Source organism: Pseudomonas sp. AP3_22 TE3818 (genome assembly GCF_053628995.1).
Genome location: NZ_JBRJHL010000001.1, coordinates 5,009,389 through 5,025,438, shown reverse-complemented (window position 1 = coordinate 5,025,438; position 16,050 = coordinate 5,009,389). Strand labels below are relative to the sequence as shown.

10 protein-coding genes are annotated in these 16,050 nt (G+C 62.7%); 9 read left to right on the top strand and 1 reads right to left on the bottom strand.

Translation table 11 applies throughout. From position 1 onward, the window contains the following. Nucleotides 1–54 precede the first annotated feature (54 nt). The 6 genes from AB7M25_RS22875 (at nt 55) to AB7M25_RS22850 (ending at nt 7,528) form a co-directional block, all read left to right on the top strand. A complete protein-coding gene (locus AB7M25_RS22875) occupies nt 55–1,332 on the top strand; it encodes an MFS transporter (protein WP_454238378.1) in 1,278 nt (425 codons plus the stop codon). Next, nucleotides 1,325–2,284: an amidohydrolase family protein gene (locus AB7M25_RS22870; RefSeq protein WP_454238023.1), complete on the top strand. Its 960-nt coding sequence runs from the start codon at nt 1,325–1,327 to the stop codon at nt 2,282–2,284. The genes AB7M25_RS22875 and AB7M25_RS22870 overlap by 8 nt, the downstream gene beginning before the upstream one ends. After that, on the top strand, nt 2,281–3,285 hold the full coding sequence (locus tag AB7M25_RS22865) for a 4-hydroxythreonine-4-phosphate dehydrogenase PdxA (protein WP_429386404.1): 1,005 nt from the start codon (nt 2,281–2,283) through the stop codon (nt 3,283–3,285). Before AB7M25_RS22870 ends, AB7M25_RS22865 begins: the two co-directional genes overlap by 4 nt. 312 nt (nt 3,286–3,597) lie before the next feature. Next, nucleotides 3,598–4,773: an L-rhamnonate dehydratase gene (locus tag AB7M25_RS22860; protein WP_007972458.1), complete on the top strand. Its 1,176-nt coding sequence runs from the start codon at nt 3,598–3,600 to the stop codon at nt 4,771–4,773. Nucleotides 4,774–4,826: 53 nt separating this feature from the next. Continuing rightward, a complete protein-coding gene (gene araD1, locus AB7M25_RS22855; protein ID WP_429517048.1) occupies nt 4,827–5,822 on the top strand; it encodes an AraD1 family protein in 996 nt (331 codons plus the stop codon). Nucleotides 5,823–5,947: 125 nt separating this feature from the next. Beyond that, nucleotides 5,948–7,528: an aldehyde dehydrogenase (NADP(+)) gene (locus AB7M25_RS22850; protein WP_429517050.1), complete on the top strand. Its 1,581-nt coding sequence runs from the start codon at nt 5,948–5,950 to the stop codon at nt 7,526–7,528. 104 nt (nt 7,529–7,632) lie between these two features. On the opposite strand, the gene AB7M25_RS22845 is transcribed toward AB7M25_RS22850, so the two are convergent. Further along, a complete protein-coding gene (locus tag AB7M25_RS22845; RefSeq protein ID WP_429517052.1) occupies nt 7,633–8,541 on the bottom strand; it encodes a DMT family transporter in 909 nt (302 codons plus the stop codon). 180 nt (nt 8,542–8,721) lie between these two features. Between AB7M25_RS22845 and aceK the strand changes: the two genes are divergently transcribed. The 3 genes from aceK (at nt 8,722) to AB7M25_RS22830 (ending at nt 15,993) form a co-directional block, all read left to right on the top strand. Further along, nucleotides 8,722–10,440 (top strand): bifunctional isocitrate dehydrogenase kinase/phosphatase, encoded by a 1,719-nt coding sequence (gene aceK / locus AB7M25_RS22840; RefSeq protein ID WP_102698952.1) that lies wholly within the window; start codon nt 8,722–8,724, stop codon nt 10,438–10,440. A gap of 175 nt (nt 10,441–10,615) precedes the next feature. Next, nucleotides 10,616–14,527, top strand: coding sequence for an ATP-dependent RNA helicase HrpA (gene hrpA / locus AB7M25_RS22835; protein WP_454238022.1), 3,912 nt, complete (start codon nt 10,616–10,618; stop codon nt 14,525–14,527). 344 nt (nt 14,528–14,871) lie between these two features. After that, on the top strand, nt 14,872–15,993 hold the full coding sequence (locus AB7M25_RS22830) for a beta-ketoacyl-ACP synthase III (protein WP_429386395.1): 1,122 nt from the start codon (nt 14,872–14,874) through the stop codon (nt 15,991–15,993). The last annotated feature ends 57 nt before the right edge of the window (nt 15,994–16,050 follow it).

Sequence of the window (16,050 nt, the reverse complement as noted above, 5' to 3'; positions counted from 1 at the left end):
CCCAGTGCTTCCCTGCATCTGCCCGGCGCAGTTGCCCAGCCCAACGAAGCGCCCATGCCGGTGGCCGGTACCGCCAAAGCCAGCAGCGTGCGCTGGCGGATCTTCGCCATCATCTTCGCGCTGACCATGGTCAACCTGATCGACCGGGTGTCGCTGTCCATTGCGATGCCAACTATCGCCCATGAGTTTTCCCTGTCACCGAGCCTGCAAGGGCTGATCCTCAGCAGCTTTTTCTGGGCCTACGCACTGTTGCAGATTCCCGGCGGCTGGTTGATCGACCGCTTCGGCCCGCATCGGGTCATCAGTTGGTCCACCGGGTTGTGGGGCACGTTTCAGGTGCTGGCGGCGTTCGCCACCGGCGGCTTGTCGTTGTTGTTTGCCCGGGTTGCACTGGGCGCCGCCGAAGCACCGCTGTTCCCGTCGGGTGGCAAGCTGATTTCCCTGTGGCTGGCCCCGAGCGAACGCAGTCGCGGCGCGGTATTGATGGACAGCGGCAGCCCGTTGGGCGTGGCCCTTGGCGGGTTGATCATTGCCTGGCTGATTGCCTCGCTGGACTCCTGGCGCCTGGCCTTCGTGATCGCCGGTATCGCCACCCTGGTGCTGGCCTGGCTGGCACGGCGTTATCTGCGCGATGACCCGGCCGGTCACCCGCAAGTCAATGCGGCGGAGCTTGAGAGAATCAACGCTGGCCGCGCAACGCCCGCCGCCGAGGCGGCCCGGGCGCCGGTCAAGGGGTTGGGTATTGCGCCACGCTCGCTCAGCGGTTTGCTGATCGGCCGGGCGAGTTGGGCGATGGTGTATTTCGGCCTGCTGACCTGGGGCCCGAGTTACCTGGCCCAGGCCCGGGGTTTCGATATCAAGGGGATTGGTGCGGCGACCTTCGTGATTTTTGTCTGCGGTGCACTGGGTTCGTTGACCGGAGGTTTCCTCTGTGATGGCTTGATTCGCAAAGGCGTGAGTCGCGGGGTGGCGGTCAAGAGCCTGCTGGCGTTTTCCGGGCTGGTGGCCCTCGGCGCATTCCTGTTGCTGCCGACGTTGAGCCATCCTTTTGCGGCGGTGGCGCTGTTGGCCATGACCGCGTTCTTCCTGATGTGGGGCAGCCTCTACTGGAGCTTCCCGGCGCTGCTGGCGGCGCCGGCGCGGGTCGGTTTGATCGGCGGCGTGATGAACATGGCCGGTAGCAGCGGCGGCATCGTGGTGCCGATCCTGGTGGGCGTGATTCTGCAAGCGGCCGGTGGTTTTGCCCCGGTGCTCGGGTTCTTCGCGGCGTGCTCGGCAGTCTTCGTGCTCGCGACGTTGTTCATCAGCCTGGATGAGGTGCGCCATGACTAACGCGTTGTGGAACGGCCCGATCATCGACGCCCATCATCACTTCTGGGACCCGACCGTTAACGACCACCCATGGCTTGCCCCCGAGGCCAACATACCGTTTCGCTACGGAGACTACAGCGCGATCAAGCGCCGCTATTTTCCCGAGGATTACTTCGCCGATGCAGGTTCGCATAACGTCGTGCAAACGGTGTACGTCGAGACCGAGTGGAACCCGCAGGACCCGATCGGCGAAACCCGTTTCATCGAACAACTGGCCGCCCGCTACGGCGTACCCAATGCAGTCGTGGCGCAAGCCTGGCTCGATCATCCGGACGCTATCGATGTGCTCACTGAACAGGCGCGTTTCAAGCATGTGCGCAGCGTGCGCCACAAGCCCGGTGGCCCGATCGCGCCGGCGCAGGTGGGGCACCTGCGCAGCCTGATGAGTGACGAACACTGGCGCCGCAGTTACGCCGCGCTCGAAGCGCTGGGCCTGCATTTCGACTTGCAGACGCCCTGGTGGAACCTGCACGAGGCCGAACGCCTGGCGCGGGATTTTCCAGGCATCACGCTGATTCTCAACCACGCCGGTTTGCCCAATGACCGGAGCGCCGAAGGCCTGGCGGGCTGGCGTCTGGCGATGGCGCGGCTGGCGCAGTGGCCGAACGTGCAGGTGAAGATTTCCGGCCTGGGGCAGGGCGGCCAGCGCTGGCGCGCCAAGGACAACGCCTGGATCGTGCGCGAGGTGATCGCCATGTTTGGCAGCCACCGGGCGATGTTCGCCAGCAACTTCCCCGTGGACAGCCTGTGCGGCTCGTTCGATGACATCTACAGCGGTTTCAAATCCATCGTCGCCGATCTGCCGACAGCCGATCAGGAACGACTTTTCTACAGCAACGCACAGCGGGTCTATCGCTGTGAGCCTTGCGCCATTGAGCGGGCGCAGCCTGAACCCTTGAGGAGTGAAGCATGAGCAAATCCACCATCGCGATGGTCCTGGGGGACCCGGCGGGCATCGGCCCTGAGCTGATTGCGCGCCTGCTGGGCGAGCCTGAAGTGCGTGCCCAGGCCAATGTGATCCTGATTGCCGACGAAGCGGAAATGCGTCGCGGCATGCGCATTGCCGGGATGGAATTTCCCTATCGTCGCGTCGAGTCCCTGGAGCAGTTGGCATTTGTCGATGACACGCCGCTGTTCTATGACTTTCGCGGCGACACCCTCGGTGAGTTTGCGCGGAGCGAGGCCAGCGTCATCGGTGGCCGCTACAGCCTCGACACCCTGGAAAAAGCCCTGCGCCTGACCGAAGCGGGCATCACCGACGCCGTGTTGTTCGGGCCATTGAACAAGACTTCACTGCACATGGCCGGCATGGCCCACAGCGATGAGCTGCACTGGTTCGCCGAGCTGCTGGATTTCCATGGACCGTTCTGCGAATTCAACGTGCTCGACAATCTCTGGACTTCGCGGGTGACCTCCCATGTGGCCCTGGCCGATGTGCCGGGCCTGCTCAGCCAGCAACGGGTGGTGGAAGCGATTCAACTGATCGACACCGCGCTCAAGCGCAACGGGCTGGAAAAGCCGCGCATCGGCGTCTGCGGGCTGAACCCGCATAACGGTGATAACGGTTCGTTCGGTCGCGAGGAACTGGACATCATCGGCCCGGCGGTGCGTTCGGCGCAGGCACTGGGGATCGCGGCGGACGGGCCTTATCCGGCCGACACGATCTTCCTCAAGGTCCAGGGTGATGCCTGTGCCTTCGACGCGGTGGTCACCATGTACCACGACCAGGGGCAGATCGCGATCAAGTTGATGGGCTTCTCCCGTGGCGTCACGGTGCAGGGCGGACTGCCGATCCCGATCACCACCCCGGCCCATGGCACCGCGTTCGACATCGCGGGGCAGGGCAAGGCCAACGTCGGCGCGATCCGCCAGGCGTTCGAGATCGCGTGCCGGATGGGCACCCACAACCACTGACACAACACCCACCCCCTGTAGGAGCTGGCTTGCCAGCGATAACTGACTGACAGACACCCTTGAAGTGACTGTCAGGCCGCTATCGCTGGCAAGCCAGCTCCTACAGTTTTATGTGCTTCCTGATAACCCAATCTGTCGAATAACTACTTTTTGCTATCACTCCAGGTTATCGCCGGATACGCATAAGTGATTATCCGCAGCCCTTGGCCGCTGGCTAAAGTCGCTCCATCGAATGCGCAAGACCGCCGCCCGAGCGGCATTGCGCAGCGACTCACAATGACAAGAAGCCGGCAGCGCAAGGAAACTCTATTCATGAAAATCAAAGCGATCCGTACCCGCGTTTTCGAGTGGAAAGGCAAAGTCGTGCCACCCCAGGCGCACTTCTGCACCAATGCCAGCGACATCCTGTTCGAGCGCGGCGACGCCATGGGCTCGTTCCGCTTCCACGGCTGGCTGGTGGTGGAAGTCGAGACCGACACCGGCCTCGTCGGCATCGGTAACTGCGCCCTGGCGCCGCGTGTGGCCAAGGAAATCATCGACACCTACCTGGCGCCGATCGCCATTGGCGAAGACCCGTTCGACAACGAATACATCTGGCAGAAAATGTACCGCCAGAGCCACGCCTGGGGCCGCAAGGGCATCGGCATGGCGGCGATCTCGGCCATCGACATCGCGATCTGGGACATCATGGGCAAAGCGGTAAACAAACCCGTGTTCAAGCTGCTGGGCGGGCGCACCAAGGAAAAGATCTGGACCTACGCTTCCAAGCTCTACGCCAACGACAACCTCGACCTGTTCCTCGAAGAAGCCCAGGGCTATCTGAACCAGGGTTTCACCGCGCTGAAAATGCGCTTTGGCTACGGACCGAAAGACGGCCCGGCAGGCATGCGCCGCAACATCGAACAAGTGCGCGCCCTGCGTGAGTTGGCCGGCCCCGACGTCGACATCATGCTTGAATGCTACATGGGCTGGACCCTCGAGTATGCCCGGCGCATGTTGCCGAAACTGGCCGAGTTCGAGCCGCGCTGGCTCGAAGAACCGGTGATCGCCGACGACATTGAAGGCTACATCGAGCTGAAGAAGATGGGGATCATGCCGATCTCCGGCGGCGAACACGAGTTCACTTCCTACGGCTTCAAGGACCTGCTGGAACGCCGCGCCGTCGACGTGATCCAGTACGACACCAACCGCGTCGGCGGCATCACCGCCGCGCGCAAGATCAACGCCATGGCCGAGGCCTGGTCGGTGCCGGTCATCCCGCATGCCGGGCAGATGCACAACTACCACCTGACCATGTCCACCACGGCTTCGCCTATGGCCGAGTTCTTCCCGGTGTTCGACGTCGAAGTCGGCAACGAGCTCTTCTACTACGTGTTCAAGGGCGAGCCGCAACCGGTCAACGGCTACATCCAGCTGGATGACAACAAGCCGGGCCTGGGCCTGGAAATCTCCGATGAGTACCTGAGCGATTTCAACATCATCGAGTGACCGTCCGGCGCCGCTCTCTCGCGGCGCCCACCACGACTTTTCGGAGGGCCGACATGCGCCTGATTCAGTTTGAAAACACCGACGGGCAACGCCAGGTGGGAGTGGTTGAGGGCGCTCGGGTCCAGGTGCTGCGCGATACCCGCAGTACCCGTGAACTGGCCCTGGCCGCCATCCGTGCCCAGCGCAGCCTGCAGGAAGAAATCGCCCGGCGCGGCAGCGAACCCGGTCCGGATTACGCGCAGCTGTTGCAGCAGCACAAGGTCCTGCCGCCACTGGACCACGAAGACCCGGCCCATTGCCTGATCAGCGGCACCGGCCTGACCCATCTGGGCAGCGCCGCGACGCGGGACAAAATGCACCAGCACGACGGTGAAGTCGAAGCCGGCATGACCGACACCATGCGCATGTTCAAGTGGGGGTTGGAGGGCGGCAAACCGGCGGCGGAGCAGGTCGGCGCGCAACCTGAGTGGTTCTACAAGGGCGACGGCAGCATCGTCGTGCGTCCCGGTGCGGATTTCCCGGTGCCGCCCTTTGCCGAGGACGCCGGTGAGGAGCCGGAGCTGACCGGCCTGTATGTGATCGGCGACGACGGCCAACCGTACCGTGTCGGTTACGCGCTGGGTAACGAGTTCTCCGACCACGTCATGGAGCGGCGCAACTACCTGTATCTCGCGCATTCGAAGCTGCGCTGCTGCTCCTTTGGCCCGGAGCTGCGCGTCGGTGAATTGCCCAGACATCTGGTCGGCACCAGCCGCATCACGCGCAACGGCCAGACGATCTGGGAAAAAGAGTTTCTCAGCGGCGAAGACAACATGTGCCACAGCCTGGCCAATCTCGAATTTCATCACTTCAAGTACGTGCAGTTTTTGCGTCCCGGCGATGTTCACGTGCACTACTTCGGTACCGCCACGCTGTCGTTTGCCGACGGTGTGAAGACCCAGCCGGGGGATAGCTTCCAGATCAGTCTCGATGAGTTCGGTGCGCCTTTGGTCAACGGCATCGGCGAGAGCGCCCAGCCGCTGGCTATCGGTCAGGTACGCACACTCTGACTCCCGTAGGAGCCGGCTTGCCGGCGATAGCGATTTTGCGCGCGACATTGATGTTGAAGTGATTGTTCTATCGCCATCGCCGGCAAGCCGGCTCCTACAGGTCTGCAATCGATCAAGGAATCCACATGAGCCTATATCCTGGACACAACTACATCGGTGGTCGCCGCAGCGCCAACGGCACGTTGCAGTTGCAAAGCCTCGACGCCACCACCGGCGAACCCTTGCCCGGCACTTTCTTCCAGGCCAGCGAAGCCGAAGTGGATGCCGCTGCCAAAGCGGCGGCTGCGGCATACCCGACCTACCGCCACCTGAGTGCGGAAAAGCGCGCGCGGTTTCTCGACGCCATCGCCGATGAAATCGACGGGCTGGGCGATGAGTTTGTCGCCACCGTGTGTCGCGAGACAGCGTTGCCGGCCGGGCGTATCCAAGGTGAGCGTGGCCGCACCAGCGGCCAGTTGCGCCTGTTCGCCAAGGTGCTGCGTCGCGGCGACTTCTATGGTGCGCGCATCGACCGTGCCTTGCCGGATCGCCAGCCGTTGCCGCGTCCGGATCTGCGTCAGTACCGCATCGCCCTGGGGCCGGTGGCGGTGTTCGGTGCGAGCAACTTCCCCCTGGCCTTTTCCACCGCCGGTGGCGATACCGCCTCGGCACTGGCCGCCGGTTGCCCGGTGGTGTTCAAGGCCCACAGCGGGCACATGGCAACCGCACAGTGGGTGGCTGACGCGATCATCCGTGCCGCGGAAAAAACCGGTATGCCGGCCGGTGTGTTCAACATGATCTACGGAGGTGGTGTCGGCGAATGGCTGGTCAAGCATCCGGCGATTCAGGCAGTGGGCTTCACCGGTTCGCTCAAGGGCGGCAATGCCCTGAGCCACATGGCCGCAAACCGGCCGCAGCCGATCCCGGTATTCGCCGAGATGTCGAGCATCAATCCGGTGTTCCTGCTGCCGCAAGCCCTCGCAGTGCGCGGTGAGCAGATCGCGGCGCAATTGGCAGGTTCGGTGACCCTGGGCTGTGGCCAGTTCTGCACCAATCCGGGGTTGGTCATTGGTGTGCGCTCGCCGCAGTTCAGTGCTTTTCTTGAGGCGTTCTGCGCCCACATGAACCAGCAGCCGGCGCAAACCATGCTCAATGCCGGCACGCTGGCCAGCTACAACCGGGGCCTTGGCGAACTGCACGAGCATCCGGGCCTGAGCCATCTGGCGGGCCGGCCGCAACAGGGCAATCAGGCGCAGCCACAGGTGTTCAAGGCCGATGCCGGCCTGTTGCTCAAGGGCGATGAATTGCTGCAGGAGGAAGTGTTCGGGCCGACCACCATCGTCATCGAGGTCGAGGATCGGGCGCAGTTGGCGGCAGCATTGCAGGGCTTGCGCGGGCAATTGACCGCGACCTTGATTGGCGAGGCCGACGAACTGCTGGAGTACCGCTGGCTGGCGGAACTGTTGCAAGAGAAGGTCGGGCGGATCTTGCTCAACGGCTATCCGACCGGGGTCGAAGTCTGCGAGTCGATGGTGCATGGCGGGCCGTATCCGGCGACATCCGACTCACGGGGCACTTCGGTCGGCACCCTGGCGATCGATCGTTTCCTGCGGCCGGTGTGCTTCCAGAATTATCCGGACGCGCTGCTGCCCGAGGCATTGCAGAACGGCAATCCGCTGGGGATTCGGCGACTGGTGGATGGGGAGATCAGTGATTCAGCCTTGTAGTGCCTGAGCGGACCCCTTCGCGGGCAAGCCCGCTCCCACAGGGTTTGCGCGGACCTTGTGGGAGCGGGCTTGCCCGCGAAGGCGTCATCCGCCACGCAACCATTCTACCGTTCAACCACCAAACCCGGCTTCACCGCAGCCGGCTTCAACACCAGCCACAACGCCAACGCAATCAACACCCCGCCATAGATATGCGCCATCGACAGCGGCTCATCGAGAAACAGCGCCCCCCACAACACGCCAAACAGCGGGATCAGGAAGGTCGTGGTCATCGACTTCACCGGACCGATCGAACTCAGCAGCCGGAAGTAAATAATGTAGGCAAACGCCGTGCAGCCCAGCCCCAAGCCCAGCAACGACAGCCACACGCTCCAGCCGCCCCAGCTCGTCGGTGGCTGGCTGATCACGCTGTAGCCGAACAGCGGCAGCAGGAACAAAGTCGCGCCGAGCATGCTGCCCAGTGCCGACAAACGGCTATCGAGACCGCCGGCCTGATCGAGCCAGCGGCGGGCGAGGAATCCGGCAAATCCGTAGCACGTGGTGGCGAGCAGGCAGGCGACGGCCCCCATCAGCAGTGCCATATCGAACGCTACCGGACCGGCACGGGTCAGCACGCCCACGCCGAACAACCCCAGGAACACGCCACCGAGCTTGGCGCCAGTGAGCCTTTCATGGAAAAACAGGCCGCCGATCAGCACGCCCATCAAGGGGGTCGTGGCATTGAAAATCGACGAATAACCGGCAGGCAGCACCTGCGCGGCAACGGAGTACAGGGTCGCCGGGATGCCGGAGTTGATCACCCCGAGCAGCATCACGGTCTTGAGTTTGCCCTTGAAATCCCAGCTGATGCGCATCAGGCCAAGAATCACCAGCAACCCGGCGGCGGCAATCGACACGCGGAAAAACGCGGTGGGCAGGGAGCCGATCACCGGGGCGATGATGCGCATGAACAGAAAACTCGCACCCCAAATGGCCGCCAGGGACAGTAAACGGAAAATATCGACGGGGTTCACAGCGCGTTCCTTCCTTGAGGGAGGGGCGAAAGTGTTGCTGAGTGTGTGATCGATGGCAACCGAAAACCGGGCGTTGAACTCTTCAGGGCGTCGATGACGCGCGGCTGGAAAATTACGCTTCTCCTGCACCCGGTTCACTGGCTAAGCTCAAGCCTTCCGAATTCCCGCAGAGGTCTCACCATGCCGCAGCAATGGCCAGCCGCCGACATCGCCCGCTTGATCCTCGATGGCTTTGACGATTACCGCGAGCATTTCCGGCAGATCACCGACGGCGCCCGGGCCCGCTTCGAACAGGCCCGGTGGCAAGAGACGCAATCGGCGTCGGCGGCGCGGATCAATCTGTACGAAGATAAAGTCAGCGAAACGGTAGAACGACTGCGCACCGCGTTTGACGCCGACACCCTGGACGTCAGCTGCTGGCCACTGGTGAAAAGTGCCTACATCAGCCTGATCGACCTGCGCTTCGACGATGAATTGTCCGAGACCTGGTACAACTCGATCTTCTGCGGATTGTTCAGCCATGACCTGATCAGCGACGGCTGCATGTTCATCCACACCACCCGGCCGAGCCTGCGCCGGGCAAGGGCCGCGCAAACCCGCACCTACAAGCCGCAAGGCCAATTGTCGGCGATGCTTGCCAGCATCTTCGCCGACTACCGTTTCAGCGAGGATTACGCCGACCTGTCCGGTGACCTGAAGCGCCTCGAAGCGCAACTGCGCGAGAACCTGCCGGACTGGGTGTGCAAGGACCCGGAGCTGAGCGTCGAGCTGTTTTCCTCGGTGCTGTACCGCAATAAAGGTGCGTACCTGGTGGGGCGCATCTACACCGCCGACGAGCAATGGCCGCTGGCAATTCCCTTGCTGCACCTCGAAGGTCGCGGCATCCAGATCGATGCGCTGATCACCGACGAAGCGGACGTGTCGATCATTTTCTCCTTCACCCGCTCGTATTTCATGGTGGATGTGCCGGTGCCGGCGGAGTTCATCGGCTTCCTGCGGCGCATCCTGCCGGGCAAGCACATCGCCGAGCTGTACACCTCGATCGGCTTCTACAAGCACGGCAAGTCGGAGTTCTACCGGGCGCTGATCAATCACCTGGCCAATACCGACGACCAGTTCATCATGGCCCCCGGTGTGCGCGGCATGGTCATGAGCGTGTTCACCCTGCCGGGGTTCAACACCGTGTTCAAAATCATCAAGGACCGTTTCTCGCCGTCGAAAAACGTCGACCGCGCCACGGTGATCGAAAAGTACCGCCTGGTGAAAAGCGTCGACCGCGTCGGGCGCATGGCCGATACCCAGGAATTCGCCGACTTCCGTTTCCCGCTGAGCAAGTTCGACCCGGCGTGCCTTGAGGAGCTGCTGGACGTCGCGCCGTCCACGGTGTCGGTGGAAGGCGACACGGTGCTGATCCGTCACTGCTGGACCGAACGTCGCATGACTCCGCTGAACCTGTACCTGGAAAACGCCAACGAAGCGCAGGTGCGCGAAGCCCTGGAAGATTACGGCCTGGCGATCAAGCAACTGGCGGCGGCCAACATCTTTCCCGGCGACATGCTGCTGAAGAACTTCGGCGTCACCCGTCACGGCCGGGTGGTGTTCTACGACTACGACGAAATCTGCTTTCTCACCGAGGCCAACTTCCGCCACATTCCACAACCGCGCACGCCGGAAGATGAGATGGCGTCCGAGCCCTGGTACTCGATCGGGCCGCTGGATGTGTTCCCGGAAGAGTTTCCGCCGTTCCTGTTTGCCGACTCGGGGCAGCGCCGGTTGTTCGATCAACTGCATGGCGAGCTGTACAACGCCGACTACTGGAAAAGCCTGCAGGAGGCGATTCGCGCCGGCAAAGTGATCGACGTGTTCCCGTATCGGCGCAAGGGGCTGGATAACGAGTAACGCCTCAACCCCTTGTAGGAGCTGGCTTGCCAGCGATGACGGCCTGACAGCCACCCAAGAAGTGACTGTGACACCGCTATCGCCGGCAAGCCGGCTCCTACAAGGGATCTCGCTCATCCTTTAAATCTGCGACAATCCGCACCCTGCGCCACTAGACGACTGAATTGCGTACCCGATGACCGACGAATCGCCCTCCATCGACAAACTGCTGAAAAACCTCGATCACGCCATGCTCGCCGACCGCCACCGGCTGCGGCGGCAGTTGCTTGAGCTGCGCAAGAAACCCGACGAGGCCAAGCTGGGCCAGTGGGTGGCGCGCATGCAGGCGTCCTGTGACCAGGTGCTGGCGCGCCGCGCCAGCCTGCCGGTGATTCGTTACGACGACAGTTTGCCGATTGCCGCCAAGCGCGACGAAATCAAGAAGGCGCTGGAAAAACATCAGGTGCTGATCATCGCCGGTGAGACCGGCTCGGGTAAAACCACCCAGTTACCGAAGATCTGCCTGGAAATCGGGCGCGGCCAGCATGGCTTGATCGGCCATACCCAGCCACGGCGGATCGCCGCGCGCAGCGTGGCCAGCCGGGTCGCCGAAGAGCTGGGCACGCCGTTGGGTGCACTGGTCGGCTATCAGGTGCGCTTCGAGGACCAGAGCGATTCCAATACCCTGATCAAACTGATGACCGACGGCATCCTGCTGGCGGAAACCCAGAACGACCGCTATCTGGAACGCTACGACACGATCATCGTCGACGAAGCCCACGAACGCAGCCTCAACATCGACTTCCTGCTCGGCTACCTGAAAACCCTGCTGCCGCGCCGCCCGGACTTGAAGGTCATCATCACCTCGGCGACCATCGACCTGGAGCGTTTCTCCAGGCACTTCGACGATGCACCGATTGTCGAGGTGTCCGGTCGCACTTTCCCGGTGGACACCTGGTATCGCCCGCTGACCCTTGAGCAGGACGAAGAGGGTAACCGCGTCGAGGACGACCTGACGGTGGATCAGGCGATTCTCGCCACCCTCGACGAAATCGCCGCTCATGAGCGCAGTGAGCGCCGCAGTCCCGGTGACGTGCTGGTGTTCCTGCCCGGTGAGCGCGAGATTCGCGACGCCGCCGACATGCTGCGCAAGGCCCAGCTCAAGCACACCGAAATCCTGCCGTTGTACGCGCGCCTGTCGCCGGCCGAGCAGCAGCGGATTTTCCAGTCGCACCCGGGGCGTCGCGTGGTGCTGGCGACCAACGTCGCGGAAACCTCGCTGACGGTGCCGGGCATCCGTTACGTGATCGACAGCGGCACCGCGCGCATCAGCCGCTACAGCTATCGGGCCAAGGTCCAGCGCCTGCCGATCGAAGCCGTTTCCCAGGCCAGCGCCAATCAGCGCAAGGGCCGTTGCGGACGGGTCGAGCCGGGCATCTGCGTGCGCCTGTACAGCGAAGAGGATTTCCTCGGTCGCCCGGAATTTACCGATCCGGAAATCCTGCGGACCAACCTCGCGGCGGTCATTTTGCAGATGTTGCACCTGCGCCTTGGCGAGGTCAGCGCGTTCCCGTTCATCGAACCGCCGGATGGCAAGGCCATCAGCGACGGTTACAACCTGCTGCAGGAACTCTCGGCTGTGGATCGCAATAGCCAGTTGACGCCGCTCGGTCGCCAATTGGCGCGGCTGCCGGTGGACCCGCGCATGGGGCGCATGCTGCTGGAAGCGGCGAAGCTCGGCAGCTTGCAGGAAGTGCTGATCGTCGCCAGCGCCATGTCGATCCAGGACCCGCGCGAACGACCACCGGAGCGGCAGCAAGCGGCGGATCAGGCCCACGCCCAGTGGAAAGACGCCGACTCGGATTTCGCCGGTCTGGTCAACCTGTGGCGCGGATTCGAAGAGCAGCGCCAGGCGCTGACCGCCAACCCGCTGCGTAACTGGTGCCGCAAGAATTTCCTGAATTACCTGCGCCTGCGCGAATGGCGCGACTCCCATCGCCAGTTGAGCCTGATCTGCCGCGACATGCAGTTGAGCCTCAATAAAGAGCCGGCCGATTACCCGAAACTGCACAAAGCGGTGCTGGTGGGTTTGCTCAGCCAGATCGGCCAGAAAACCGAAGAGGGCGATTACCTCGGCGCGCGTCAGCGGCGGTTCTGGATTCACCCGTCGTCGGGCATCGGCAAGAAGCGTCCACAGTGGCTGATGACCGCCGAACTGGTGGAAACCACCAAGCTCTACGCGCGCATGGTGGCAAAGATCGACGCCGACTGGATCGAACCGCTCGCCGGGCACCTGATCAAGAAAAACCACTTCGAGCCCCATTGGGAGAAGAAGCGCGGCCAGGTGGTTGCGTTCGAGCAGATCACCCTGTTCGGGTTGATCGTGGTCGGCCGGCGGCCGGTGCATTATGGTCCGGTGGACCCGGTGGTTTCGCGCGAATTGTTTATCCGCGAAGCGTTGGTGCGTGGCGAGATTCAGTCCAAGGCCAAGTGCCTGACGGCCAACAAACAGTTGCTGGAGCAACTCGACGAACTGGAAGCCAAGGCCCGCCGTCGCGACATCCTGGCGGATGAAGAAACCCTGTATGCCTTCTACGACGCGCGCCTGCCGGCGGAGATTCATCAGACCGCGACCTTCGACAGCTGGTACCGGATCAACAGTCAGAAAGATCCACAGCTGTTGATCATGCGCGAAGAGGACGTGCTGGCCCGTGAAGCCAGTGAGGTCACCGCGCAGCACTACCCGGATACGCTGCACATCGGCGATCTGGAGTTGGCCCTCAGCTACCACTTCGAACCGAATCATCCACGGGACGGCGTGACCCTGCGCGTGCCGGCACCGCTGTTGCCGATGCTGCCACCGGAACGCCTGGACTGGCTGGTGCCGGGTGTCATCGAAGCCAAGTGCATTGCCCTGGTGCGCAACCTGCCCAAGGCCCTGCGCAAGAACTTCGTGCCGGTACCGGACTTCGTCAAGGCCGCCCTGCAGCGCATGACCTTTGCCGAGGGCTCGCTGCCCCAGGCCTTGGGTCGCGAGCTGCTGCGCATGACCGGCGCGCGGGTCAGCGATGAAGCCTGGGCCGAGGCGGCACAGCAGGTCGAAAGCCATCTGCGGATGAACCTGGAAATCGTCGACGGCCAGGGCAAGTTCCTCGGCGAAGGGCGCGATCTGGCTGAGTTGACGGCGCGTTTCGCCGAGGCCAGCCAGGCCGCATTGGCGGTGCCGCAAACCGCGAAGAGCCAGCTGCCGGTGGAGCCGAAAGTCTTCGCCGCCGTGGCCGAGAAGACCCAGCAGAAGATCGCCGGACTGTCGATGACGGTCTATCCGGCACTGGTGGAAGAAGCCGGCACGGTCAAGGAAGGGCGTTTCTCGACACCGGCCGAGGCCGAGTTCCAGCATCGCCGTGCCCTGCAACGCTTGCTGATGCAGCAACTGGCCGAGTCGGCAAAATTCCTGCGCGGCAAGTTGCCGGGCCTGACCGAACTGGGCCTGCTGTATCGCGACATGGGGCGTGTCGATGCGCTGGTGGAAGACATTCTGCTGGCCAGCCTCGACAGCTGCATTCTCGAAGGTGAAGACCCGCTGCCACGCGATGGCGCCGGATTGGCGTCCCTGGCCGAACGCAAGCGTGGCGCCTGGACCGAGCACGCCGAGCGTGTGGCGAAGTTGACCCTGGAAATCCTCAAGCTCTGGCACGGCTTGCAAAAGCGCTTCAAGGGCAAGATCGACCTGGCGCAGGCCGTGGCCCTGAACGACATCAAGCAGCAGCTCAGCCACCTGGTCTATCCGGGGTTTGTCCGGGAAACACCGATGCAGTGGCTCAAGGAGTTGCCGCGTTACCTCAAGGCCATTGAGCAACGCTTCGAAAAAATCGCTGCCCAGGTGCAGCGCGACCGGGTCTGGAGCGGTGAATTGAGCGGCCTGTGGACGCAATACCAGACCCGAGCCAATAAACATGCCCAGGAAGGCAAGCGCGATCCGCAGCTGGAGTTGTATCGCTGGTGGCTGGAGGAGTACCGGGTTTCGCTGTTTGCGCAACAGCTGGGAACCAAGGTGCCGATTTCCGACAAGCGCCTGAACAAGCAGTGGAGCCAGGTCGAACCGTAGACCAGAGACCACTGCATTACTCTGTGGGAGCGGGCTTGCCCGCGAAGGGGCCGTCAGTTTCAACATCAGCGTTGACTGACCCATCGCATTCGCGGGCAAGCCCGCTCCCACAGGTTGCTGTGGTGCCTGTAGCAAATGGTTCATCCAGCAAAAAGGCGCCAAAACCCAAGGATTATGGCAAACTTCGCGACCATAAATGCCGGTTTCGCGACCTGGAGCCTTCGGCCAGGTGGCGTCACGGAATAAAGCGATGCCAGGTTTGCGTCCCCAGACGGGAATAGACCCTTTGTGTGTTGGTACGACGGTGCCAATGCTTTCTGCCTGAACAGATTAGAGACACGACCATGCATAACGTCGTCATCAGTGGCACCGGCCTGTACACCCCGGCCAACAGCATTTCCAATGAAGAGCTGGTCCAGTCTTTCAATACTTACGTCGCGCAATTCAACGCCGACAACGCCGACGCCATCGCACGCGGTGAAGTGCAAGAATTGACCGAGTCCAGCGCCGCATTCATCGAAAAGGCCTCCGGCATCAAGAGCCGCTTTGTCATGGACAAGGACGGCATTCTCGACCCGCAACGCATGGCCCCACGCCTGCCGGAGCGTTCCAACGACGAGTGGTCGGTGCTGTGCCAGATGGCCATCGGCGCGGCCGAACAAGCCCTGCAGCGTGCTGGCAAGACCGCAGCGGACATCGACGGCGTGATCGTCGCCTGCTCCAACCTGCAACGTGCCTACCCGGCCATTGCCATCGAAGTCCAGGAAGCGCTGGGCATCCAGGGTTTCGGTTTCGACATGAACGTGGCGTGCTCCTCGGCGACCTTCGGTATCCAGGCCGCCGCCAACAGCGTGCAACTGGGCCAGGCCCGCGCGGTCCTGATGGTCAACCCGGAAGTCTGCACCGGCCACCTGAACTTCCGTGACCGCGACAGCCACTTCATCTTCGGCGATGCCGCCACCGCGGTGATCATCGAGCGTGCCGACCTGGCGACGTCCAGGTACCAGTTCGACATCGTCAGCACCAAGCTGCTGACCAAGTTCTCCAACAACATCCGCAACAACTTCGGCTTCCTCAACCGCGCGGCGGAAGAGGGCATCGGCGCCAAGGACAAACTGTTCGTGCAGGAAGGCCGCAAGGTGTTCAAGGAAGTCTGCCCGATGGTGGCCGAGCTGATCGCTGAGCATCTGCAAGAGAACCAGCTCAACATCAGCGACGTGAAGCGCTTCTGGCTGCACCAGGCCAACCTCAGCATGAACCACCTGATCGTCAAGAAACTGCTGGGCCGCGATGCGACCGAACAGGAAGCCCCGGTGATTCTCGACACCTACGCCAACACCAGTTCCGCCGGTTCCGTGATTGCGTTCCACAAGAACCAGGACGATCTGGCCGCCGGTTCGCTGGCGGTGCTCAGCTCGTTCGGCGCCGGTTACTCGATTGGTAGCGTGTTGCTGCGCAAGCGCTGATTCTACGATCTTTTTTTTGCGTGGGCTTTTGTGGCGAGGGGGCTTGCCCCCGTTCGG